A 22,710-nucleotide genomic window follows, 5' to 3' on the forward strand; every position below is an offset into this window, starting at 1 on the left:
AAACTACGCGAAATGTTAAATACGGCACATCAAGTATGGCCTTTTTCTTAAAGGCCCATTAACTCCACTGCGTATGAAAAATGCCTGTCTGATCAATACGTTCGTAAGTATGCGCCCCAAAGTAGTCCCGCTGCGCCTGAATTAAATTGGTAGGTAAAGTAGCGCTGCGGTAAGCATCAAAATAACTCAACGATGCTAACAAACCGGGCATCGGAATTCCTTTATCTACGGCGGTTTTAACTATAATTCGTACATCTGCCTGGCGCTGTAACAAAGATTCTCCAATTTTAGGATCGAGCAACAGATTGGACAAATCCGGGTTGGTAGCAAAAGCTTGCCGGATATCTTCTAAACAAGCCGCCCGGATAATGCACCCCCCCCGCCAGATTTTAGCTACTTCCTGCAGTTGCAAACCATAATTATACACTTGCGAAGCTATCCGTAACTGCACCAAACCTTGCGCATAGGTAATAAGCATAGAAAAATAAAACGCTTGCCGGAGCTGATCAATAAGTTGCAAATTGTCAGCCTCTGAATGAGAGGCGGCGTTTATTCCTCCTAATTGCTGAGCGGCTTGTACTCTTTCGTCTTTATAAGCTGACATATCGCGCATCGTTACGGCCATATCCACAGTAGGAAGCGGAACCTGCAAGTCCATGGCGTTCTGTGAAGTCCATTTTCCGGTACCTTTTTGCCTTGCCCGATCCGAAATAAGATTTACCAATCGTTGGCCGGTAGCTTCGTCGTTTTTTTGCAAAATTTCACCGGTAATTTCAATCAGGAAGGATTGAACTTCGGTTTGATTCCAGCTGGAAAATACTTGTTGCAAAGCATCATCGTTCAGTCCTAAACCACGTTTTAGAAAATCATACGTTTCGGCAATGAGTTGCATAATGCCGTACTCAATGCCATTGTGCACCATTTTCACGTAATTACCTGCCGAGCCATTTCCTAAATAAGTTACACAAGGTTCGCCATTTACTTTAGCGGCTACGGCTTCAAATATCGGGCGTAATCTTTCGTAGGCTTGTTTATCCCCGCCCGGCATCATACTCGGTCCAAAGCGGGCACCTTTTTCTCCTCCCGAAATACCCATCCCAAAAAAATGAATTCCTTTTTCGGCCAAAGCTGCATCCCGCCGGTCGGTATCCGGGAAGTAAGAGTTACCTCCGTCGATTACAATATCACCGGGTTCCAGATAGGGTAATAAACTGGCAATGGCAGCATCTACCGGTTTACCCGCGGGTACCAGCAACATTAAGGCCCGGGGCTTCCGCAATGATTGAATAAATTCTTCGGCGATGGTAGTTCCTTTTACCGGTTTACCTTTATCGGCTTCGTTTTCCAGAGCTAAAGCTTTCACCGGGTCCAAGTCCAGGCCGGAAACGGCAAAACCATGATCAGCCATATTTAAAAGTAAATTGCGGCCCATCACGCCCAAACCTACCATGCCAAAATCGTATTGTGTGTCGTTCATAACAGCTTTATGTTTGAAGCTTTTGGTGTAAATGTAAAAGAGTAACCATTAAACTAAACCAAAGTTTGCCAGAGCTTGCCGGGTGGTAGCATAACTGGTATGATGAATACAATGCATGCCTAAACTACCCGCTTCCCGCACAAACATAGCTCGGTCGTCGATGTAAATGCTGTGTTCCGGAGCTACCTGGGCGACATCCAAAGCTAACCGGAAAATATCATGATCGGGTTTCCGGAAGTGCACAAAGCACGAGGAGACAAAAGTATCGATGAATTTATCTAACCCGAATTGCTGGATGCGGTAAGCGTTTATTTCACGGCCTTCGTTGTTTACAGCTATCGATTTTAATTTATAGCGATGTTTTAATTCCGTAACCATTGCCATCATATCGGGAAACGGACCAGTTTGATCCATGATAAATTGCGTAAACTCCTGCCGGGAATAAGGCCGGTCTTCGTAGAAAACAATCCGTTCCAAGTATTCGTCCAGGCTTAACTTACCCGATTCGTAGGTATCAAAAGTAAGGTGGTGCCGCTCGTTGAGCTGTTCGTAATCTAAATTAAATTTTTCCGCCGCCCGTTTCCGGGCGGCACGATCCCAGCCATTGGTTAAAAATACCCCACCTATATCCAAAAAAAGGGCCTTAATAGAAAAAGTCGCACTCATTATTCTACCGTGGCTGCTTCTTTACGCTTTTCTTCCAACACACGCATCAAACTAGTAAATGGTTTAATAAATTTCTGGATACCTTCTTCTTCTAATTGTTGGGTTATAGCGGCTAAATCAATTCCTACTTCCGCTAATTGGGCTAAAGTATTCCGGGCTTCTTCGGTGCCTTCCTCTAAGCGAGCAGCCGGCTGTCCGTGGTCGCGGAAAGCATTAAGCGTTTCCATAGGCACCGTATTTACCGTATCAGGTCCAATTAAGGATTCCACGTAAAGTACATCCCGGTAAGCCGGATTTTTGGTACTGGTGCTAGCCCAGAGTAAACGCTGTGGTTTGGCTCCTTTTTCGGCTAAAGCTTTAAACCGGTCAGATTGGAATACTTCTTTGTAAATCTGGTAAGCCATTTTAGCGCTGGCAATAGCTGTTTTTCCGAGCAGCTGCTTGGCAACTCCAGCTTTATCGATGCTTTCGTTAGCTAATTTATCCAGTTTAGGATCTACCAGAGCATCTATCCGGCTGAGGAAGAAACTCGCAACTGAGGCTACCTTATCGATTGGTTCACCTTTTTGCGCCCGCTGTTCCAGACCGGCCACGTAAGCTTCGGCAACCTGCCGGTATCGTTCCAGGCTAAATAATAACGTAACATTAACATTAATGCCTTCGCTGATTAACTGGGTAATAGCCGGTAACCCTTCGGGAGTGCCTGGTACTTTAATCATTACGTTTGGCCGGTTTAAGGTTTGCCACGAAGATTGCGCTTCTTTAATGGTGCCAGCGGTATCCTGCGCCAGAGTGGGCGAAACTTCTAGGCTCACGTAACCATCCAGGCCTTGGGTTTGTTCGTAAACTCCTTGAAAGGTATCGGCCGCATTTTGCACATCTTCAATAGCTACCGCTAAAAAAATTTCTTCGGTAGATTTTCCTGATTGCGCCAAGGTTTGAATAGCCTCCCAGTAATCGTCGCTACGGGCAATAGCTTCTTCAAAAATAGCCGGGTTAGAAGTAACGCCCCGCAAATCATCTTCGTCGATCAATTTTTTTAATTCGCCGGAAGAGATAAATTTCCGACGGATAAAGTCCAGCCAGATACTCTGACCAAACGATGCTATTTGAGCAAGAGAACTTTTCATGATTTATTCTTTTTTTCTAAAGCTATTACTTTATCTAAACGACGTTGGAAGCGCTCTTCTTTTAAGAACTGCGCTTTTAAAAAAGACTGCACAATTTCCCAGATGAGCATGGGGCCAATTACCCGACCGCCCACACAGAGCAGATTCAGGTCGTCGTGCTCTACTCCCTGGTGGGCCGAGTAGCTCTCCGTGATTAAAGCGGCCCGTACTCCCGGAAATTTATTAGCTGCCACCGACACGCCTACTCCACTTCCGCAAACAGCAATGCCCCGTTCTACTTCCTTGTTGGCAACTGCTTGGGCCAAGGGAATAATTATATCCGGGTAATCGTCCTGGGCATCGTACTGGTGTGCCCCGTAATCGGTAACCTCGTAGCCGGCGTCGCGCAACTGCTTTATTAAATATTGCTTTTGTTCGAAACCAGCGTGATCGGCAGCAAGCCCTATTTTCATTATTGTATTACTTATTTAAAACCGCCCGGGCTTTTTCACAAACATTTTCTACGGTAAAGCCAAAAGCGGCTAATACTTTGTCACCGGGACCAGATTCGCCGTAACGGTCGATACCCACTACTGCTCCATCGGAGGTAACGTATTTATACCAAGCCAAGGTAATACCCGCCTCAACAGCTACTCTTTTCTTTACGGATGGTGGCAGCACTTCATCGCGGTACGCTTGATCTTGTTTTTCGAATAATTCCCAGGAAGGCATACTTACCACCCGGGCCTTAATGCCTTCTTTTTGCAATTCAGCCTGAGCGCCCATTACTAATTGCACTTCAGAACCGGTTCCGATTAAAATAATATCGGGAGTTCCTTCGCTATCACTTAAAATATAAGCTCCTTTCTCTAAATTACGAGCCGCTGCGTACTTGGTACGATCAACAGTAGGTAATTTTTGACGAGTAAGAATTAAAGCTACCGGACCTTTCATGCGGTTCATGGCAATTCGCCAGGCTTCTACCGTTTCATTAGCATCCCCAGGGCGGATAACCGTTAAATTAGGAATAGTGCGTAATGCGGTTACGTGCTCAATAGGCTGATGCGTAGGGCCATCTTCGCCTACCGCAATACTATCGTGAGTGAAAACATACGTAACTGGAGCTTCGGTGAGAGCAGCTAGCCGGATAGAGCCCCGCATGTAATCGGAAAAGGTTAGGAACGTTCCGCCGTAAGCCCGCACGCCCCGGTGTGAAGCCATCCCGTTTAAAATAGCGCCCATCCCGTGTTCCCGCACGCCAAACCAGATGTTAGTGTGGTCGTAACTACCCGGCTGGAAGCTAATATCGCCTTTAGTAGGCATTTCGTTGGAGCTGGCTAAATCCGCAGAGCCCCCAATTAACCAAGGCACCGTTTGCTTTAAGGCCTCTAAAGTTTTACCGGATGCCTGCCGGGTAGCCAATGCTTCGCTGGGGGCAAAAACGGGTAAGTTGGCGTCCCAGTTAGCGGGCAGTTCCCCTTCGTACGTGAGCCGAAGTTGTTCCCCTTCGGTGGTAAATTGCTTTTGGTATTCTTCAAATTGGCGCTGCCATTCGGCTTGTAATTCGGAGCCGCGGCGGCCTGGTTCCTGGAATTGTTCTTTTACTTCGTCCGGGACATAGAAACTTTGATTCGAATCGAACCCTAAAAATTCTTTCGCTTTTTTCAGGTTTTCCTCGCCTAATGGGTTGCCGTGTACTTTACTGGTGCCTTGCTGCGGGCTGCCGTAGCCAATAATGGTTTTAACAGATATAATGGAAGGGCGTTCGGTTTCTTCTTGCGCCGCCCGGATGGCCTGATCAATTCCTTCAACATCATTCCCATCTTTTACTTGCTGCACGTGCCAGCCATACGCTTCAAAGCGAGCCAAAACATTTTCGGTAAAGGCCAGACTGGTTGGTCCATCCAGAGAAATATCGTTATCGTCGTACAGATAAATAAGCTTACCTAATTTCAAGTGACCGGCCAACGAGGCTGCTTCGGCAGCTACCCCTTCCATTAGATCGCCGTCGCTCACAATACAATAAGTGTAATGGTCTATCAGGTTAAAATCGGGGCGGTTGTATTTAGTGGCTAAAAAAACTTCGGCCATGGCTACTCCAACACCATTACCAAATCCTTGGCCTAATGGTCCGGTAGTTACTTCTATTCCAGGAGTCAGGAAAGATTCGGGGTGCCCCGGGGTTTTAGAGCCAATTTGCCGGAAGTTTTTAATTTCTTCTAAAGGTAAATCATACCCATATAAATGCAATAAACTATACAACAAGGCGGAACCGTGTCCGGCCGAAAGAATAAAACGATCGCGATTCTGCCAGTGCGGATCTTGCGGATTAAACCGGAGAAAACGCGACCAGAGTACATAGGCCATTGGTGCGGCTCCTAAAGGTAAACCAGGGTGTCCCGAGTTAGCTTTCTGTACCATATCGGCAGAAAGAAAACGGATGGTGTTAATGCTAAGCTCATCGAGCTGGGTTATTGTTTCGGTGGAATTTTGTTCAGCCATATTGAATAGGAAAATAAGTTTTAACGCGAAGCGGTAACTTTAGGATGAAAAATCAAATTAAATTGCTGTTAACCCGTAATTACATGTTTAAGTAAGTTTTAACACGTACCCGTATTCTATTTTCTTACCGGTTAGCAGTAAAATGGTTGTAAACTTAAAACTTCTATTGAATAAATCAGCAGTTCTGTTCCTGAAATAGTTAATTGATTAAAAATTGTTACGCATAAGGCGATGGACTTACCGAAGTCCAGCCGCCATCAATAATTAAGGTTTGGCCGGTAATATGGCGGGCCTTTTCCGATACCAGAAAAACGGTAGCGTGGGCAATATCAGTCGGGGTAGCTGGTCGGCCTATAGGAGTAATAATCGACCAGGTCTTTTCGTATTCCGGGTCTTCGGCGGTTCTCTCGGTGAGGGTGGCGCCCGGTGCCACGGCATTAACGGTAATACCATAAGCCGATAATTCCACCACCAGATTCTTGGCCAGCATTTCCAAAGCAGCCTTGGTCATGCCATACGCTGCCAGATTCTTATGCGCCTGATGCCCGGTAACCGACGACATAAATAAAATACTACCGCCCGTTTGCTGTTTCATCATCTGCTGAGCGGCGGCTTGGGCTAAAAAGAAAGATCCGCGTAAATTTAAATCCATCACCCGCTGCAAGGCTTCCGGAGTATAGGTCAAAAAATCACCAAAAAGCGTAATACCGGCATTGGCAATAGCAATAGTAACCCTACCAAAATGGTCTACGGCTTTTTGAATTAATTCTCTTATAAAAAAAACATCGGCTGCGTTACCAGGTACCCCTAAACAACAATCTTTAAACTCAGTATTTAATTGACGGGTAGCCTGTTCGGTTAAGGCCGCATCGGCATCATTCAGTACAACCGCCACCCCTTGTCGGGCCAACTCCCGGCAAATAGCAAAACCAATGCCTTGGCCCGCCCCGGTTACAATTGCTACTTGCTGCTTTGCATTTTTGTTTTCGAGCATATTAGAAGGAATAATCCACTTGTTGATAAAGGTATCCCGTTTTATAGAATTTCTTTTTCCGGCAACTTAGTCTCAGTTAGTTAAAATTGGGGCAGGGAATTCAATTTACAGAAATCATCTTCGGCTCTCGTTTTGCCTTCTGCTAGTACTAAAGTTTTCCCGGCCGGAAATACGTATTTCTCCGGCATAAAACCAAATTACCGTAGTGCGCTACCAATGATTTTAAAGAATACTTCTTAGGTGCTTTAACCCAGATTAAAACTTGTATAATTCAGTGACCCTGCCCACAATATTCTTTCCTCGCAGATGTTATTCTAATAGGTGCTTGGCGAAAAAACAAAAGTGATTTTTATAAGATTAACCACATCCAAAATTTTAAACTTATTTACCTGAATAATAAAGTTCGTCTAATATTTTATTTTGAGAGTTGATCTTAGCCTTAAATGTGACCTTAAACAAGAAAACTATGGTACTTTACATAGAGAAACATCAATATTCAATATTCGCGTGCTCTTAGAAATGTTAAAATCATAAAATCACTATATATTTACTTCCGTAATGCAAGAGCAACACAAAACATTAATCAATCTTATTAACTGCTAAAAACCAACAACACCAATGACCACCAACTACAGCGCCGTTCAAGAAGTATCTAATCTTAATCATTCCTCGATTTCAGCTAATGCTATCCTGTTAGTTAAAGCCGAAGAATCGCTCATTCAACTAAGTTGGGTAAAATCACCGGCCCCTGCCGAATTAACTGAATGTGCCAATTTAGTTAGTGAGATAATAAAAGAAAATAACCTGCTTTACTTCTTGCACGACATCCGGAATGTAAATTATACCGATATAAATTTACAAAGATGTTTAACGAAAGAGTTTTGCCCGCAAATTCTGGAAGCTGGTATTACCCGGTTTGTGCATTTAGCTAAATACGCGCTTCCCGAAATGATGATAATTGACCAGATTACAGATTATTTAAAAAGCAAAGTGGTCACTAACAAAAACGTTAAATTAGAAATCTGTACTACTCCCGAAGGTGCCTCGGATTGGTTAAGCAATTCCGCTTCTCAAACGGCTGATTCTTCGGTTAAAATACAAGTTAAAGAAGTAGTTGCCGAGCAAGTTAGTTACAACTGGGCAGCGGCGGCTCAAATTAGCGCTTCCATTAAGCAATATAAAGAAAAAGCATCCTTGGTCTTCGGGATTCTAACCAAACGCAAATCCTTTCTTTCTGATTTATAATAATTAAGTAATTCTATTCTGATAGAAACAAAAAGAGGAAACCTTAAAGGTTTCCTCTTTTTGTTTCATAAATTTTATGGTTTTCGCTTCAGGAACTTGAAAGTAACAATACATAAATCCGATTTGTTTTTAACTTAACCTGTCCTCTTTAAGTTAGAATCTCATATTAAAGCGTACCTCTATAATTCTTCTTTATTACAAGCAATAGTAACAGGCAGCAATTCCCCCTTAGTTAAAGTTAAAACCACTTATCTTGCTTCGCCGCTTTCAATAAGTGTTCTGGAACTATTAAGGATACTTAAAATAAATACCTGAATGAAAATATTTAAGAAGATTTAAGAAAGTTTTTGTATCCGCTTCAACTTATCCTTTCGGTAATGAGTATAATTTTACTTTTACGCCATCCTGCATAACTAGTATTTAGAGCAAATTAAGAATTACTTGTTTTGATGGGTTATGTATTTACCGGCACGTTTTACTTACCATGACCCGAAAACAGCGCATCAGCATTATTCTTATTTTAGGAACCCTCGCTACTATCAGTCCTTTTTCGATTGATATGTATTTACCGGGTTTTCCGGCCATTGCGCGGGATTTAAACACTACTATCGACCAGATTCAATTATCCTTAACCAGTTATTTGATTGGTATTGCCATTGGTCAGTTACTATATGGCCCTTTATTAGATAGATTTGGTCGCAAAAAGCCACTTTATATAGGTTTAACCGTTTACGTGCTCGCGTCTATTGGTTGTGCCTTTACTCACTCGGCCAATAATTTAATAATGATGCGGTTTATTCAGGCAATTGGAGGCTGCGCGGGCATGGTAGCGGCGTTGGCTTTGGTACGAGATTTATTTCCGGTAGGTGAAATTGCCAAAGTACTATCGCTGCAAACGCTGGTAATCAGTGTATCTCCTATGATTGCTCCTACTGTGGGAGGCTATGTTACGGCTGCGTTTGGCTGGCAGTTTATTTTTTTGGTATTAGCCATAATCGTGGGCTTGGTAGTTTTGGGTATTTACTTTTTTTTACCAGCTGGCCGGCCACCGGACATTTCCTTTTCCTTATTACCGGGGCCGGTATTAAGTAACTTTTATTCGGTTTTAAGAAATCCGCAGTTTCTTACTTATTTGCTGGCGGGAGGAGTTGGAGCAGCCGCTCCGTTTGCTTATATATCGGGTTCGCCGGATGTATTTATGAATATTTACAAAGTAAGTGAGCAAGAGTACGGATGGATCTTTGCCTTTTTAGCCGCGGCCATGATTGGTTCTACCCAACTGAATACTCCTTTATTGAAACGGTTTTCCAGTGAACAACTCCTCTCTTTTGCTTTGTTTTGGCAAACCTGCATTGGTATCTTATTGGTAGTTGGAACCGTTTTGGGCTGGTACGACAAATTTAGCCTAATTATTTTAATTTTTTTGTTCCTGGCTGGTCAGGGTTTAAATGTACCTAATTCATCGGCTCTGTCGCTGGCTCCTTTTGCCCGACAGGCAGGTAGTGCCTCGGCCTTGTTAGGCTGTTTCCGAATGGGAATTGGAGCGGTGGCTTCGGCGGCGGTAAGTGTGCTGCATAACCAAACCGTTTTACCTATGGTAGGTGTAATGGCCTTGTGCGCCTTTATAGCAGCCATTATTTTATTTATCGGTAAAAAACAAATTATCCTGGAGCCACCCTTACCCGATCCGGATGAATCAGAGTTACAAGAAACCACGCAACCTGTACCTCTTAAGAAATAGTTTCAGCTATAATTCGTCAAGAATATGCACTATAAAGTATTAGGTAAATCAGATCTACAAGTAAGTACCGTAAGTTTCGGCTGCATGTCGTTACCGGCGGCTAACCCAGCAGAGAGCATTCAGCTTTTAAATCAGGCCTTTACCAATGGAATTACTTATTTTGACACAGCTGACTTGTACGATAAAGGAGAAAATGAAAAATTAGTGGGACAAGCCTTTCGGGAGAACCGTCAACAAGTAATTATTGCTACCAAAGTAGGGAACCAATGGCGCTCCGATGGCAGTGGTTGGGATTGGAATCCGCGTAAAGATTATATTTTAAAAGCCGTAGAAAGCAGCCTGCAACGTCTGCAAACCGATTACATTGATTTATACCAGTTACACGGCGGCACCCTCGACGACCCCATTGACGAAACCATTGAAGCATTTGAAAGACTCCAACAGCAAGGTAAAATCCGGTATTACGGTATTTCTTCAATCCGGCCAAATGTTATCCGGGAATACGTTAAACGGTCGAATATAGTAAGTGTGATGATGCAGTATAGCTTGCTGGACCGTCGCCCGGAAGAAACGGTACTAGATTTATTAAAAGAAAGCCAAATTGGAGTTCTTGCCCGGGGCAGTCTGGCCCAGGGATTATTAACGGGTAAGCCGCCCAAAGTTTACCTTAACTATTCAGAAAAAGAAGTAGAAAAAGCAGCGCAAGCAATACAAAATCTGGTTAAGGAGAATCTTTCACCTGCTACTATGGCGGTACAATATGTGTTGCATCCTCCTGCGGTAGTATCTGCTGTTTTAGGTATTCGAACACTACCTCAATTGCAGGAAGCCTTGCACATCCCGAATGCCGAAGCATTATCAGAAAATAATATTCACTTTTTACAGGAATCTATCCGGCCGCTTCTTTACGAACAGCACCGCTAAACCATGCGGCAAGAACTTATATTTTGGAATGGAAGCAAAAGATAACCTGACCTTCATTACTCAATCCACTACTTTTTAATATTATAAAATTCCTCTTCTATAGTAGCTATAGCACCTAGCTAAATATATTGGTTTTGCTAAACTTTTGATAAAATTCTTGAGGTAATCTTTTAAAACCAGCACTTAAAAGCGAAAGGTTAATAGAAACCAGAATGAGAAATTTAAATCAGAGAGGTTTATAACAATTTTAGTTTTAATCCTAATTTTTGCAACGGATCTAGAAAAAAAACGCTCTACAATATTTAAAAAAGCTTTTATTTGTCATAACTTAACTTAGCAATTCCGTTACAAGTTGCACTTTACCTTCATTCCCTTTCCGGTGGTTACTGAAGCTGTAAATTATTTTGCAAGTAAAAGGTATAAATATTTGTATATTAAGTTTTATGAATTTATAATCGTATAATATTTTATTACTTACAGGATAGTCTTACTAGCAGAATTAGTAAAACTATTTAAATACTCATGCTACTTACTTATTTATCACAAACCCATTTATAATTTCAAACTAGCGAATGGAACCTGTACAAATTTTATTTATTCCTCCCTAAAGATTATCAAAACCTTCTTACGACTTTAGCATAACCATGACCGGACCTTCGCTTCCGGTCATGGTCGTTTTAAAGGCTAACCAAAACAATTTACACCTTATTCTTACCTAACGTTTTGCTTAGGCGCGCAAACTCACTTTGCCTGTGTTAGCCAGTAATTCTTTTAATAAGCTTTTAGATCAACTACTAACATCAAAACCAGAATAAATAAAAAAGTTACTACCCGTGACAGATGGTAACTTTAAAAAGGTTAAACCAATAATATGGTTAAAATTAAATTTTAATATTTAATACCCATTTTCTTCGCAATATCTTTAAACATCTCCGGATCAAAATCATCGGCGCCCGGGGAATTCAATTGTGGTTCCTCATCTAAGTCAGGCGCTGGAGCGCCTTCCGGAGCACCAAAACGTACCTCCAATGGTTGACCATCTTCCGGATGAGGACCGTTAAATACTAAACCGGCTTTCTGATAATCATCTGGACTGAAGGTGTAAAGAATACGATGCACTCCATTTGCTTCATATTTACGCGTTTCCGGGAAAGCTTTATTGCTCAATTCAGGCACCGGAATTAATTTTGTTACATCAGAACCAGTTAAGTGCTCTAACGCCCTCGCGTAGGCTACTACGTGTAATCCACCGCGAACCAGTAAATAACCTACCATTTCGCGAGCGGTTGGATCGGTTACCATTTCGTAAACCCGCATTTTATTAGCCCGGGCACCGCACTCCAGGAAAAAGTTGTGCAGCAAATCTAATCTTAAATTACCACTGCTGAACACATTCTGGCCGGTCCAGAAATTACCCATAGAGTCTACGGGCAAAGCAGATTGGTTGCTGGCGATAAAATGGTAGGTATTACGGGCATCGGTTGCATTTTTAAGTGGGCCTGGCTCCGGATCAAAACCCCTTTTAGTAGTACCGGTTAATAATAAGTTAATGGCGTAACTAACCGCTTCTATATGACCATATTCTTCGCCGGCAATACTGCAAATCAGATCATAAAAAGGGCGTAGACGCTTCCGGCCCCGAAAATTAAACGACTGATAAGTGTAGTTCATCAGGGTAGACATTTCCCCGAATTTACCACCTAATAACTCTTGAACCGCCGCCGCATCGTTCGGCGACGGGTTATTAGGGGTAGGCAGCTCTATCGGCAGCCGATCCATTTTTAAAATCATAGTTTATTAGTTAATAGGTTAAAAATAAGAACAGAATAATGCTTTGCTAAACGTTTGAACCGGAGCAAGGTTTGTAAATAAGTAGTTATTTCTAGAATAAATTATTCGGGAACAAAGGTTGGCAGAAGGTAAATCTGCTTAGTTAACCGCGGAGAAAGCATTTATTAAGAGCGGAGAAAACAGCATTTATTTTTATAAGTTAACACTCCCATTTGCAGTGCTAAACTGCGCTATAAACGCGCTGTTTCAACAATCACACTTACCTTATTAGCGTCGGAACGATACTTTCTTACAGCAGGCGGGTAAAAATTTGACAGAATTAATTTAGGTAAAGTATTTACGGAGTATGGCACTGGATTAACTTTTATCAGAATAGCTTATAACCTACTTAAAAGCGGCTATTAGTGGTTTAGCACAAAATCGAAGTTTATTTCGCGCATGCATTTAAAATGGCCTTGTGGACATTTGCTGTAGCCAATTTTAGAGCAAGGCCGACAATATAAATTTGGTCGCTCGAAAATTAAAAATTCGGTTTTGTACGGGTACATGCCGAACTCCGGCACGGTGTTGCCCCAAATCGAATAAATCTTTTTCTTAAAAGCGGCCGCAATGTGCATCAAGCCGGTGTCGTGGCTGAAAACGGCGATAGCTTGTTTTACCAGCGAAGCCGATTGATTTAAGTTATATTTCCCGCAGGCGTTGTAGATGGTTGTTGGTTGTTGGTTGCTGGTTGCTCGATTTTGAAAGAATTTAGTAATTTCTTCAGCCGTAGCGGTATCTTCTTTGCCGCCCAGTAAAACAGCCGGAGCATTTATTTTAGTACAAACCTCAATGATTCGTTCGGTAGGCAGTCGTTTAGTAGCGTGTTGCGCTCCAATGGCAAATGCATAATACCCATTTTGGTGCGTAAGAGGTAAGTCTGTAAGCTTTACTTCGTCGACAGCCGGAATAAAATAATCCAAACCTTGGCCATCGTTTTTTATTCCTAACTCAGAAGCAGCCGCTAGGTAGCGGTCTACAATATGCACATCCGGCAATTTGTTTACCTTCAACCGGACCAGTAACCATTTCCGGAAATTAAGTTTATCGAAGCTTTTACCGGGTACTCCTAATTTAAATTTAATGACGCTTGTCCGGAGACTATGGTGCAAATCAACCACGTAATTAAATTTTTCGGCTTGCAATTCAGTAATTAAATCACGTAGACTTTCGCGCAGATAATGGATCTGATCGAGGTACGGATTATGCGCTACAATAGAGCGGAAACTCCATTTAGTCGCGTAATGAATACGAGCCTCCGGTAATTGCTGCTTCAATGCCCGCACTACGGGAGTAGTAAGCACAATATCGCCAATGGAAGAAAAGCGCAGTACTAATATTTTAGTCATTTAACCTCGGCAAGCGCTTTTATCCGGCGTTCTTCGAAATAGTTGGTTACCTTTTCCAACGGCCAGGCATTAAATGTCATTTCTTTGGTTAAGCCGCCTTTACGCGCTACCTGCACCCCGTAATGCATATCGTGGTAACCGCCAGTACTATGGGCATCCGGATTAATACTCAGCAACACGCCTTGCGACAAAGCATAATCAACCCAACGCCAATCTAAATCTAACCGCCAGGGATTAGCATTAATTTCAACAATAACCTTATAAAAGGCACAAGCATCAATAACGGTTTTATAATCAATGGGATACCCTTCGCGCTGCAGCAATAACCGGCCCGTTGGATGACCTAAAATAGTGGTAAACGGATTTTGAATGGCTCCCAGTAAGCGCTCGGTAGCTTTTTTCTCTTCCATTTTTAAATTACTATGGATGGAAGCTACCACAAAATCAAAAGTACGCAGCACGTCATCGTTATAGTCCAGCGACCCATCTGCCAGAATATCCGCTTCTATGCCTTTGAATATTCTAAACGGGCTCATTTTTTGGTTTAACTCATCTATTTCGCGGTGTTGCTCCTTTACCCGGTGCTCCACCAAACCATTGGCATAAAACGCGGCTTTAGAATGATCGCAAATACCTAAATAATGATACCCTTGGTCGCGGCAATAAGTAGCCATGGTGGCTAAAGTATGAGCCCCATCGGAGTAAGTAGTATGATTATGCAAAATACCCTGCAAGTCTTCGTCAGTAATTAAATCCGGCAATTGGTTCTCGCGGGCCCAGGCAATTTCCTGACGGCCTTCGCGTAATTCCGGTTGGATATATGGTAAACCTGCTTGCTGATAAATTTCTTCTTCGGAAGCAAATTTTTGTTGATTTACTAATTGCAATAAGCAATCGGTATCGTTGTACAAAGAATTTAAGTGCGCGGCAGCCCCCGTGTACTGGAACAAAGCATTGTAAAAAGAATCTGCCGCTACAATTTTTACTTCCACCCGTACGCCGGTTTGTGTTTCCTGGCCGCGCCATACAAAAGGCCCGGATTTTACTTCGTCGAATTGCAACTCCGGCCGTTGCTGCAGTAAAACCGGCACTTGTAAAGGATCTGGTGGGGCGGCGATAAACAACATAGTTTCAATTATTTCCAGACGTCGACGTACTTCTCCCGCCACAGCCACTAAGTTAGTTTGCAGGTTGGTTTGCAAAAAAGAAACTAGCTCATTACTATATTTTTCAACAGTAGCGTAATGTACTTTGCCTTTACTGGACTCCGAATAAAGCAATCCGTTTTTGATTGTTTCCTGCGTTTTAGATCCGAAGCCTTTTAAAGCGGCTATTTGGTTATTTTCGCAGGCCTGCAATAAATCCTCAGCGGTTTCTACGCCTAATTCTTTCCAGATAACCCGGATTTTCTTCGGCCCGATCCCTTTTATTCGCAGCATGTCTACTACGCCCGGCGGAGTGGCCGCTAATAAGGCATCCAATTCCGGAAAGCTACCGGTTTGATTCAGTTCAAAAATTTTACTTGCAATCGATTTTCCAATGCCTTCCAAATGTTCCAAATCGCTTATTTGTAAGCTTTCCAAGGGAACATCAACCCGCTCCAGGTTCGCGACGGCATTGCTATACGTACGTATCTTAAAAGGATTTTCGTCGTGCAGTTCCAATAACGATACCGCTAAACGGAAACTCCGGATAATTTCTTTATTTTTCAAGGCGCCTAAATTTTCACAAAGATACACATTTCTGTTAGCTGCAATTGCTGGTAAATCTATAAACTTCGCGCCTTATTGCCGGCTATAGTTCTGGAAAAATAAGGCTGATTCTACTATCTAAAAAGTTCTTCTATCTTTAGCGGCAATAGGCAGCATTTTTACAATCGTATTGAGTTACTATAATTTAATCGACAAACAACTATTATTATTTAACTTGCGCGCATTAAACACATACCCATCATTCAAAACTTAATTCATAAAGAACGCATGCAGTACTGGCTCGTAAAATCTGAACCGGAAGCATATTCCTGGGCCGATTTAGTAAAAGACGGGAAAACTTCCTGGACCGGGGTCCGCAACTTTCAGGCGCGCAACAATTTAGTGCAAATGAAAACCGGCGACCCGGTTTTATTTTACCACAGTGTCTCTGAAAAAGCCATAGTAGGTTTAGCCAAAGTCGACCGGGAAGCTTACCAAGATCCTACTTCCGACGATATTCGTTGGCAAACCGTAGACTTAGTGCCCACCCGTGATTTCAAACAACCCGTAACCTTAGACCAGATTAAAAAAGACCAACGGCTCGAAAACTTGGCCTTGCTGCGCCAATCGCGGTTGTCGGTTTTACCGCTTAAACCCGAAGAGTACGATATTATTTTGGACCTGGGTAATTAAACCGCAGATTTAGATTTGTTCAATAAAATTATTTTTAAAGCATTGTCAAACTTGCTTGCTATTACTTGCGTTGCTTCTGGCTTAAGCCGGGGCAACGCAAGAATAAAAAAGAACTATTTCCATTATTAAGGTTTGACCATTTGCTTCTGCTGTTCTTTTTATTCTATTTCAATTTTCGATAAATATTTACCAAACTACTTTCCATCCTTTGCATAACTGCCGTATAAGTATTAAATTAATCATTATTCTCATCTAACTAAGCCAAGAAATAGGGTTCTTGATGTCGAAAATCACCTGGTTTTTATTCTTTACTTTCTGGATTTTTCAATCGACAATTGCTTACAGCCAGGAACCTGTACAGCCTAACCGCGTGGAGTTTGAAGCTACTACTTCTGATTCGCACTTTGAAGTATATCCTTTACAAGACAGCACCTTATTCGTGTACGCGCACGATTACTCAGATATAAACACGAAAGAAACCTTTACTTTCTCTAAATTCGACCAACAGCTGAATAAAGTCTGGTCGGGTCAAATCCCTATTCAGGACGATTACCGCCTGCAACATATTTATGCCGATCGCAATTACATTTATATTCTCTTTCTTACCTATAAGCCCTGGGAGTTTATCCTTTTGAGAATCAACAGCTATAACGCCGCTTACTCCGAGGTTACCTACGATTTACGCGAATACGATTTGCCCGCCGATTTAAAAATTGAGAGCTTTAAAGTACTGGATAACAATGCTTTTTTAATCGCCTACGATTTACGCCACTTAATCGTATTAAATCTGGATTTACAGACCGACCAAATTAGAACGCTGCCGGCTTTGTACGACAAATCCGATGCTCTAGCCACTTTTAACGCCGATACCGCTACCCAACGGGCGGAGTTTGTTTTATCGGAATCGAACGGCCGGATAGGCCGCTTGCAGGTAAAACGATTTGATAAGATTGGTAATTTACGCAGCATTAAGATTTTGCAGTCGAAGCTTAACCGTAGTTTAATTACCAGTCAGTTGAGCCCCGGCGACAGTAGTCAGAAAATAATGGTGGGTACTTACTCGCTGCGCGACATGCGCTACGCCCAGGGAATTTTTACCAGCCAGTTATTTAACGAGCAAAGCGATATAATTTATTACGATTTCAAAACCTTCCGGCATTTCTTCGATTACATGCGCAAAGGCCGCCGGGAAAGACTTTACCGGAAAGCGGCTCGTTTTAAAGCCAAAGACAAAGATTTCCGGCTTCGTTACCGGATTTTATTGCACGACATTATTTACTACGAAAAGGGCATGTTGTTAGTAGCCGAAGCGTATTACCCGCAATATAGCACTTCCAGCGCCTACAGTTACGGTTTGGCTCCGCTGGCCCGGGTATTCGACGGTTATCGGTACACCCATACCATTGCCTGTGCTTTCGATAAAACAGGCAAACTGATCTGGGACAATAGCTTTACTTTAAGAGATGCCTTGCAAGAAAATTTAATCGAAAACACGCAGCTAATTCGGAGCGGCGACAAAATTATTATGGCGTACAGCGACGAGAAAAACATTCGCTACAAAATCATCCAGCAAGACAGCGTTACCAAAGATAACAGCAAAGTAGCGGTGCTAGCCAATGACTCATCCGAAAAAGTAACGGAGGCCGAAAGAACCGGCTTGTTGTCGTGGTATAATAATGTTTTTATTGCTTACGGCTACCAGCGGGTCCGGCCACCGGGCGGTCCGGCACGTAATGTTTTTTACCTGAATAAGGTTGTTTTTAAGTAGGTTTTAGTCGATAGTCCATGGTCCACAGAGTTTGTGATATCTACCAGTTAGGGGTAAGCTATAGAATTAAAAAAATATAAATGTTCAATGCGATGGCGAATAAACCTCATTGGTTCATGTTTCTGCTAATCCCAATGATTTTGCTTCTAGCAATAACTAGAATAGGGAACACAATAGATATTCAGATACATAACACATACATTGTAATTAACCCAATCCATTTTGGATTACTTTTGTCAGTTATTCTGGGAAGCTTCGGCGGACTTTATTGGTTAGTTAGAAAAAAGAAACTTATCTATTGGATGACAATAGCGCATGTTCTAGTTACTGGTATAGGCCTACTTTCGATAACAGGTTTTTCGCTTAAACCTGATATATTAAATGGAACATCTGGAAATAGCTTTTATAACTATGAACAATACCAAACAATTATTATGATTATCTCAATAGCAATGTTGGTCTGGTTATTATGCCAGATACTATTCTTCATAAATGTTGCGGCAGGAGTAATGAGAAACAAAGAAAAATAAAAGCTTATCCATAGCCAAACGTATCGTTTACACGCGGCTGTTTGAACATCATTCAGACAACAATTTAAGTAATGTTAAACTTTTTGACCTACTTCTATTTTTGGCAAAGAGAGTTACATAGAAGAGGCAATTCATTTAGTGATGCCAAGAGAAAAGCTCTTTTTTCGACTGCAACCCTAATTATGCTTAACTTCTTTTCCATTTTCTTCTTTCTAAATCACTTTGTGAAGCATAAGTTTATTAGTGCCCTGAGAGGAAATGATAAACTTATAAATCGAATGCTATCCTTTGTAATTGGATTACCTATTTTACTTTTAATTTACTTTTAGTTTAAGTATCGAAAGCAGGCGATTGACTTAAAATTAGAAGAATATAAGAATGAAGGTTTAGAAAAAAAGAAGCAAAGAAGATTTTATTGTATCCTTTATACAGCATTTAGCTTAGTCTTTCTATTTCTCTCTATTTTCTTTCCTTCTTTGCTTAGATAATGCAGTACCTATTAAAAAAGCAGTATAGTATGGTTCTTGCGCTATGAACTATACTGGAAGTGACTCCTTGGTTTAGAAACCAAAATAATTTTCCATCGACTATGGACGGTGGACTATGGTCTAAAAAAATACCTATCTTTGCCCGATATCTTTGGTCGGTATGCAGAAAAGACTAATTGTAAGTAATCAGTTGCTTCAAATAATGCTGGAACGCCTGGCGCAGCAATTGATTGAAAATCACCACGATTTCTCCAATTCCGTTATCTTAGGGTTACAGCCTCGTGGAGTATTTGTAGCGGAGCGTTTGCAGAAAATATTAGAAAGAATAACAAACAAGCCTATCCGCACCGGTCGCTTGGACATTACCTTTCACCGCGATGATTTCCGTCGCCGCGAAAGCCCGCTGACGGCCAATGCAACCCAGATTGATTTTATTATTGAAAACCAACAAGTAATTCTGGTAGATGATGTGCTATATACCGGTCGTTCCGTTCGGGCCGCCCTCGATGCCATGATTGCTTATGGCCGGCCGCGCAAAGTAGAATTATTAGTTCTGATTGATCGCCGGTACAGCCGCGACTTACCCATCGAAGCTACGTACGTAGGACAACACGTAAATTCCCTCTCGTCGCAGCGGGTACTGGTAGAGTGGCGCACTCCCGAAACCTCCGAAGATAATATTTGGCTTATTACCAAAACCGAAGAAAAGTAATCCATGCAAGCACTTAGCGTAAGGCATCTTTTAGGAATTAAAGAAATTACCCCCGCCGATATTCAGTTAATTTTTGAAACGGCCGACAATTTTAAAGAAGTTCTGAACCGCCCGATTAAAAAAGTACCTTCGCTCCGCGACATTACCATTGCCAACGTTTTCTTCGAAAATTCTACCCGCACCCGGCTTTCGTTTGAGCTGGCGCAAAAACGTTTATCCGCCGATATTGTTAATTTTTCGGCCAGTGGCAGTTCCGTAAAAAAAGGCGAAACCCTGCTTGATACGGTTAATAATATTCTGGCCATGAAAGTAGACATGATTGTAATGCGCCACGCCAGCGCCGGGGCGCCGCATTTCTTGTCGAAACACATAAAAGCCAATATTGTAAATGCCGGCGACGGCACCCACGAGCATCCTACCCAAGCCTTGCTGGATGCCTTCTCTATCCGGGAAAAGCTAGGCGAAGTAGCCGGTAAAAAAATCGCTATTATCGGCGATATTCTGCACTCGCGGGTAGCCCTTTCTAATATTTTTGCCTTACAAAAATTAAAGGCGGAAGTTATGGTTTGCGGCCCGGTTACCTTGCTGCCCCGTTACATTAGTGCTTTAGGCGTGAAAGTAGAATTAAACGTGCGTAAAGCTCTGGAGTGGTGCGATGTAGCCAATGTGCTGCGAATTCAGTTGGAACGGCAGCAAATGAAGTATTTCCCGTCTTTGCGGGAATATACCTTATATTACGGCATTGATAAAAAATTACTGGATAGCTTAAACAAAGAAATCGTGATTATGCACCCCGGTCCTATTAACCGCGGGGTTGAATTAAGCAGTGATGCCGCTGATTCTCAGCAAGCTATCATCCTTAATCAAGTAGAAAATGGCGTTGCTATCCGGATGGCAGTTTTGTATCTGCTCGCTTCCCGCGTGTAAGTAATAAGAACAAACTATATTTTAAACTAAAATATTTAGTAACAAAAAGAACATATTTTAGTTTTTGCCAGTATATTTAGCAATATATCCTCTATTCGCTAACTATACTATGGAAATTCTTTCTGCCTCTTTCCCGATTAGTCAGCCCAGCCAGGTGCGGGTACGACTTTATGAACATAATGTACCCGCCGGATTCCCCTCACCGGCCGCTGATTTCACCGAACGAACGTTAGATTTAAATGAGTTTATCGTAAAACACCCCGCTTCTACTTTTTTCGTGACAGTGAGCGGTGATTCCATGCAAAATGCCGGCATTTACGACCGCGATGTTATTGTGGTAGATAAATCGTTGAAAGCGGTACACGGCAACATTGTACTGGCTTTGGTTCATGGAGAATTTACCGTAAAACGGCTGCATTACATAGGTAAAAGAGTTTTCTTAAGGCCGGAAAATGAACGTTACCAGCCACTGGAGATAGTACCGGATATGGGTTTTGAAGTATGGGGCGTAGTGGTTCACGTATTACATAAACTATACGGTCATGATCGCGCTAATTGATTGCAATAACTTTTTTGTGTCCTGCGAGCGGGTATTTGAGCCGTGGCTCAATGGTAAGCCGGTAGTAGTATTGTCGAATAATGATGGTTGTATTATCTCCCGGTCGCAGGAAGCAAAAGATTTAGGGATTAAAATGGGCGAACCTTTATTTAAAGCGCGTCCGCTTATTGAACGCGAAAACGTACGGGTATTTTCGTCTAACTTTATGCTCTACGGCGATATGTCACGGCGGGTAATGCAGATCTTAAAAACCTTCGGCCCGGTTGAAGTTTATTCTATTGATGAAGCCTTTGTTGATTTACAGCACCTCCCGGCAGCCAAACTGGAAGCTTACGCTACTACCATCCGGCAAACCATTGGGCAGCACTTAAACATACCCGTATGCGTAGGTATAGCTCCTACTAAAACTTTAGCAAAAGTAGCCAACCATCTAGCCAAAAAGAACTCCACTTACAACGGTGTAGCCTTGCTCGACACACCGGAAAAACAAGCAACCGCCCGGCAACATTTGCCAGTAGAAGCTATCTGGGGCATAGGCCGGCGTTATGCTATTAAATTGCACCAGCACCAGGTTTACACGGCCGCCGATCTGGTAGACCGTAGTCCTGGTTGGGTATACAAATACATGGGGGGCGTAGTAGGCGTGCGGCTGCGACAAGAATTACTCGGTATTCCGTGCCAGGAATTAGATGTAACCGAGGAACAAACGCGAAAAAATATTGCTTGTACCCGTTCTTTTTCCCAATACATTACCTGCCTCCCTGAACTGCAAGAGGCTGTAGCTACCTATACTTCCCGCGCTGCTGAAAAATTACGATTGCAACGTAGCGCAGCGAAAGCCGTTTCTGTTTTTATCCGGACCAATAAATTTTCGGCGCAGGCGCCGCAATACCATCGGGCCACTACTATCTCATTACCCAATGCCTCAGCCGATACCGGCGAGTTGATCCGATACGTCTTGCAAGGTCTAAGGCAAATCTTTCAAAGTGGATACGCGTATAAAAAAGCCGGCATTATTTTATCCGAGATTATTCCGGAGCATCAAGTGCAAACCGATTTGTTTGATACTACCGACCGAGGTAAAAGCCAGAAACTAATGCAGGCTCTGGATAAATTAAATGCCAAAATGGGTAAAAATGAATGGGCCATGAATATGGTAGGCTATGCTACTACCGGTACTAAAAAAGACTGGCGAATGAATCTCAGCCGGATGAGCCCGCGCTATTCTACGCACTGGAAGGAACTATTAGTGGTAAAGATTTAAAGATTTAATAAAATAACCTCACGGTTGTGGGGAGAGTTAGCCAAGCGCTCTCCCCACTTTTAGGATAGCCAATCTCCTGATTGGCGTTACGGGAACTACATTTTCGAGATACTTCTTGGTTTAGAATATGCTTTGCTAAATACTTAACTAAATCAACTTGTTAGTTCAACACGCCAATCAGGAGATTGACTTTCCGGGAAATGCGTAGAGACTGCTTACGCAAACTCTACGCATGGCATAA

At 42.5% G+C, this 22,710-nt stretch carries 19 protein-coding genes; 10 read left to right on the forward strand and 9 right to left on the reverse strand.

The window, feature by feature from the left end; all coding sequences use genetic code 11:
- Nucleotides 1-58: 58 nt before the first annotated feature.
- The 6 genes from gndA to AHMF7605_RS14305 all read right to left on the reverse strand — a co-directional run bounded on the left by gndA (nt 59) and on the right by AHMF7605_RS14305 (nt 6,748).
- Nucleotides 59-1,477: an NADP-dependent phosphogluconate dehydrogenase gene (gene gndA / locus AHMF7605_RS14280; RefSeq protein WP_106930384.1), complete on the reverse strand. Its 1,419-nt coding sequence runs from the start codon at nt 1,475-1,477 to the stop codon at nt 59-61.
- 48 nt (nt 1,478-1,525) lie between these two features.
- Nucleotides 1,526-2,143 carry an HAD-IA family hydrolase gene (locus tag AHMF7605_RS14285; protein WP_106930386.1) on the reverse strand — a complete coding sequence of 206 codons (618 nt, stop codon included), beginning with the start codon at nt 2,141-2,143 and terminating at the stop codon, nt 1,526-1,528.
- A complete protein-coding gene (tal, locus tag AHMF7605_RS14290) occupies nt 2,143-3,273 on the reverse strand; it encodes a transaldolase (RefSeq protein WP_106930388.1) in 1,131 nt (376 codons plus the stop codon). The genes AHMF7605_RS14285 and tal overlap by 1 nt, the downstream gene beginning before the upstream one ends.
- Entirely contained in the window at nt 3,270-3,725 is a 456-nt protein-coding gene (locus AHMF7605_RS14295; RefSeq protein ID WP_106930390.1) for an RpiB/LacA/LacB family sugar-phosphate isomerase, read from the reverse strand. Before AHMF7605_RS14295 ends, tal begins: the two co-directional genes overlap by 4 nt.
- A 7-nt stretch (nt 3,726-3,732) precedes the next feature.
- On the reverse strand, nt 3,733-5,754 hold the full coding sequence (gene tkt / locus AHMF7605_RS14300; RefSeq protein WP_106930392.1) for a transketolase: 2,022 nt from the start codon (nt 5,752-5,754) through the stop codon (nt 3,733-3,735).
- A gap of 217 nt (nt 5,755-5,971) precedes the next feature.
- Nucleotides 5,972-6,748 (reverse strand): SDR family NAD(P)-dependent oxidoreductase, encoded by a 777-nt coding sequence (locus AHMF7605_RS14305; RefSeq protein WP_106930394.1) that lies wholly within the window; start codon nt 6,746-6,748, stop codon nt 5,972-5,974.
- 618 nt (nt 6,749-7,366) lie between these two features.
- Here AHMF7605_RS14305 and AHMF7605_RS14310 point away from each other — a divergent pair.
- From AHMF7605_RS14310 to AHMF7605_RS14320, 3 genes are all read left to right on the forward strand, one after another.
- The gene (locus tag AHMF7605_RS14310) at nt 7,367-7,993 is read left to right on the forward strand and encodes a hypothetical protein (protein ID WP_106930396.1); all 627 of its coding nucleotides are present in this window, start codon (nt 7,367-7,369) and stop codon (nt 7,991-7,993) included.
- Nucleotides 7,994-8,477: 484 nt separating this feature from the next.
- On the forward strand, nt 8,478-9,734 hold the full coding sequence (locus tag AHMF7605_RS14315) for a multidrug effflux MFS transporter (RefSeq protein ID WP_106930398.1): 1,257 nt from the start codon (nt 8,478-8,480) through the stop codon (nt 9,732-9,734).
- 24 nt (nt 9,735-9,758) lie between these two features.
- Nucleotides 9,759-10,658, forward strand: a complete 900-nt coding sequence (locus AHMF7605_RS14320) for an aldo/keto reductase (protein WP_106930399.1) — start codon at nt 9,759-9,761, stop codon at nt 10,656-10,658.
- Nucleotides 10,659-11,546: 888 nt separating this feature from the next.
- Here AHMF7605_RS14320 and AHMF7605_RS14325 read toward each other — a convergent pair.
- The 3 genes from AHMF7605_RS14325 to polX all read right to left on the reverse strand — a co-directional run bounded on the left by AHMF7605_RS14325 (nt 11,547) and on the right by polX (nt 15,549).
- Nucleotides 11,547-12,449 (reverse strand): manganese catalase family protein, encoded by a 903-nt coding sequence (locus AHMF7605_RS14325; protein WP_106930401.1) that lies wholly within the window; start codon nt 12,447-12,449, stop codon nt 11,547-11,549.
- Between the two features lie 401 nt (nt 12,450-12,850).
- The gene (locus tag AHMF7605_RS14330; RefSeq protein WP_106930403.1) at nt 12,851-13,837 is read right to left on the reverse strand and encodes a glycosyltransferase family 9 protein; all 987 of its coding nucleotides are present in this window, start codon (nt 13,835-13,837) and stop codon (nt 12,851-12,853) included.
- On the reverse strand, nt 13,834-15,549 hold the full coding sequence (polX, locus tag AHMF7605_RS14335; RefSeq protein ID WP_106930405.1) for a DNA polymerase/3'-5' exonuclease PolX: 1,716 nt from the start codon (nt 15,547-15,549) through the stop codon (nt 13,834-13,836). The genes AHMF7605_RS14330 and polX overlap by 4 nt, the downstream gene beginning before the upstream one ends.
- Nucleotides 15,550-15,816: 267 nt before the next feature.
- Here polX and AHMF7605_RS14340 point away from each other — a divergent pair, with 267 nt between their 5' ends.
- The 7 genes from AHMF7605_RS14340 to AHMF7605_RS14370 all read left to right on the forward strand — a co-directional run bounded on the left by AHMF7605_RS14340 (nt 15,817) and on the right by AHMF7605_RS14370 (nt 22,469).
- Nucleotides 15,817-16,221, forward strand: a complete 405-nt coding sequence (locus AHMF7605_RS14340; protein ID WP_106930407.1) for an EVE domain-containing protein — start codon at nt 15,817-15,819, stop codon at nt 16,219-16,221.
- 280 nt (nt 16,222-16,501) lie between these two features.
- Nucleotides 16,502-17,989 carry a hypothetical protein gene (locus AHMF7605_RS14345; RefSeq protein ID WP_106930409.1) on the forward strand — a complete coding sequence of 496 codons (1,488 nt, stop codon included), beginning with the start codon at nt 16,502-16,504 and terminating at the stop codon, nt 17,987-17,989.
- A gap of 92 nt (nt 17,990-18,081) precedes the next feature.
- Nucleotides 18,082-18,519: a hypothetical protein gene (locus AHMF7605_RS14350; RefSeq protein ID WP_146153589.1), complete on the forward strand. Its 438-nt coding sequence runs from the start codon at nt 18,082-18,084 to the stop codon at nt 18,517-18,519.
- Nucleotides 18,520-19,167: 648 nt separating this feature from the next.
- Nucleotides 19,168-19,719 (forward strand): bifunctional pyr operon transcriptional regulator/uracil phosphoribosyltransferase PyrR, encoded by a 552-nt coding sequence (pyrR, locus tag AHMF7605_RS14355; RefSeq protein ID WP_106930413.1) that lies wholly within the window; start codon nt 19,168-19,170, stop codon nt 19,717-19,719.
- Between the two features lie 3 nt (nt 19,720-19,722).
- Nucleotides 19,723-20,646: an aspartate carbamoyltransferase catalytic subunit gene (locus AHMF7605_RS14360; protein WP_106930415.1), complete on the forward strand. Its 924-nt coding sequence runs from the start codon at nt 19,723-19,725 to the stop codon at nt 20,644-20,646.
- Nucleotides 20,647-20,755: 109 nt separating this feature from the next.
- Nucleotides 20,756-21,205 carry a LexA family protein gene (locus tag AHMF7605_RS14365; RefSeq protein ID WP_106930417.1) on the forward strand — a complete coding sequence of 150 codons (450 nt, stop codon included), beginning with the start codon at nt 20,756-20,758 and terminating at the stop codon, nt 21,203-21,205.
- Complete coding sequence (locus AHMF7605_RS14370) at nt 21,189-22,469, forward strand: Y-family DNA polymerase (RefSeq protein ID WP_106930419.1); 1,281 nt, start codon at nt 21,189-21,191, stop codon at nt 22,467-22,469. Before AHMF7605_RS14365 ends, AHMF7605_RS14370 begins: the two co-directional genes overlap by 17 nt.
- Nucleotides 22,470-22,710: the final 241 nt, after the last annotated feature.

Source organism: Adhaeribacter arboris (assembly GCF_003023845.1).
GTDB lineage: Bacteria > Bacteroidota > Bacteroidia > Cytophagales > Hymenobacteraceae > Adhaeribacter > Adhaeribacter arboris.

Excerpts from the sequence above, each read along its gene's own strand:
- gndA (WP_106930384.1), bottom strand. The coding sequence starts at position 1,477 with ATGAACGACACACAATACGATTTTGGCATGGTAGGTTTGGGCGTGATG.
- AHMF7605_RS14285 (WP_106930386.1), bottom strand. The coding sequence starts at position 2,143 with ATGAGTGCGACTTTTTCTATTAAGGCCCTTTTTTTGGATATAGGTGGG.
- tal (WP_106930388.1), bottom strand. The coding sequence starts at position 3,273 with ATGAAAAGTTCTCTTGCTCAAATAGCATCGTTTGGTCAGAGTATCTGG.
- AHMF7605_RS14295 (WP_106930390.1), bottom strand. The coding sequence starts at position 3,725 with ATGAAAATAGGGCTTGCTGCCGATCACGCTGGTTTCGAACAAAAGCAA.
- tkt (WP_106930392.1), bottom strand. The coding sequence starts at position 5,754 with ATGGCTGAACAAAATTCCACCGAAACAATAACCCAGCTCGATGAGCTT.
- AHMF7605_RS14305 (WP_106930394.1), bottom strand. The coding sequence starts at position 6,748 with ATGCTCGAAAACAAAAATGCAAAGCAGCAAGTAGCAATTGTAACCGGG.
- AHMF7605_RS14310 (WP_106930396.1), top strand. The coding sequence starts at position 7,367 with ATGACCACCAACTACAGCGCCGTTCAAGAAGTATCTAATCTTAATCAT.
- AHMF7605_RS14315 (WP_106930398.1), top strand. The coding sequence starts at position 8,478 with ATGACCCGAAAACAGCGCATCAGCATTATTCTTATTTTAGGAACCCTC.
- AHMF7605_RS14320 (WP_106930399.1), top strand. The coding sequence starts at position 9,759 with ATGCACTATAAAGTATTAGGTAAATCAGATCTACAAGTAAGTACCGTA.
- AHMF7605_RS14325 (WP_106930401.1), bottom strand. The coding sequence starts at position 12,449 with ATGATTTTAAAAATGGATCGGCTGCCGATAGAGCTGCCTACCCCTAAT.
- AHMF7605_RS14330 (WP_106930403.1), bottom strand. The coding sequence starts at position 13,837 with ATGACTAAAATATTAGTACTGCGCTTTTCTTCCATTGGCGATATTGTG.
- AHMF7605_RS14340 (WP_106930407.1), top strand. The coding sequence starts at position 15,817 with ATGCAGTACTGGCTCGTAAAATCTGAACCGGAAGCATATTCCTGGGCC.
- AHMF7605_RS14345 (WP_106930409.1), top strand. The coding sequence starts at position 16,502 with ATGTCGAAAATCACCTGGTTTTTATTCTTTACTTTCTGGATTTTTCAA.
- AHMF7605_RS14350 (WP_146153589.1), top strand. The coding sequence starts at position 18,082 with ATGGCGAATAAACCTCATTGGTTCATGTTTCTGCTAATCCCAATGATT.
- pyrR (WP_106930413.1), top strand. The coding sequence starts at position 19,168 with ATGCAGAAAAGACTAATTGTAAGTAATCAGTTGCTTCAAATAATGCTG.
- AHMF7605_RS14360 (WP_106930415.1), top strand. The coding sequence starts at position 19,723 with ATGCAAGCACTTAGCGTAAGGCATCTTTTAGGAATTAAAGAAATTACC.
- AHMF7605_RS14365 (WP_106930417.1), top strand. The coding sequence starts at position 20,756 with ATGGAAATTCTTTCTGCCTCTTTCCCGATTAGTCAGCCCAGCCAGGTG.
- AHMF7605_RS14370 (WP_106930419.1), top strand. The coding sequence starts at position 21,189 with ATGATCGCGCTAATTGATTGCAATAACTTTTTTGTGTCCTGCGAGCGG.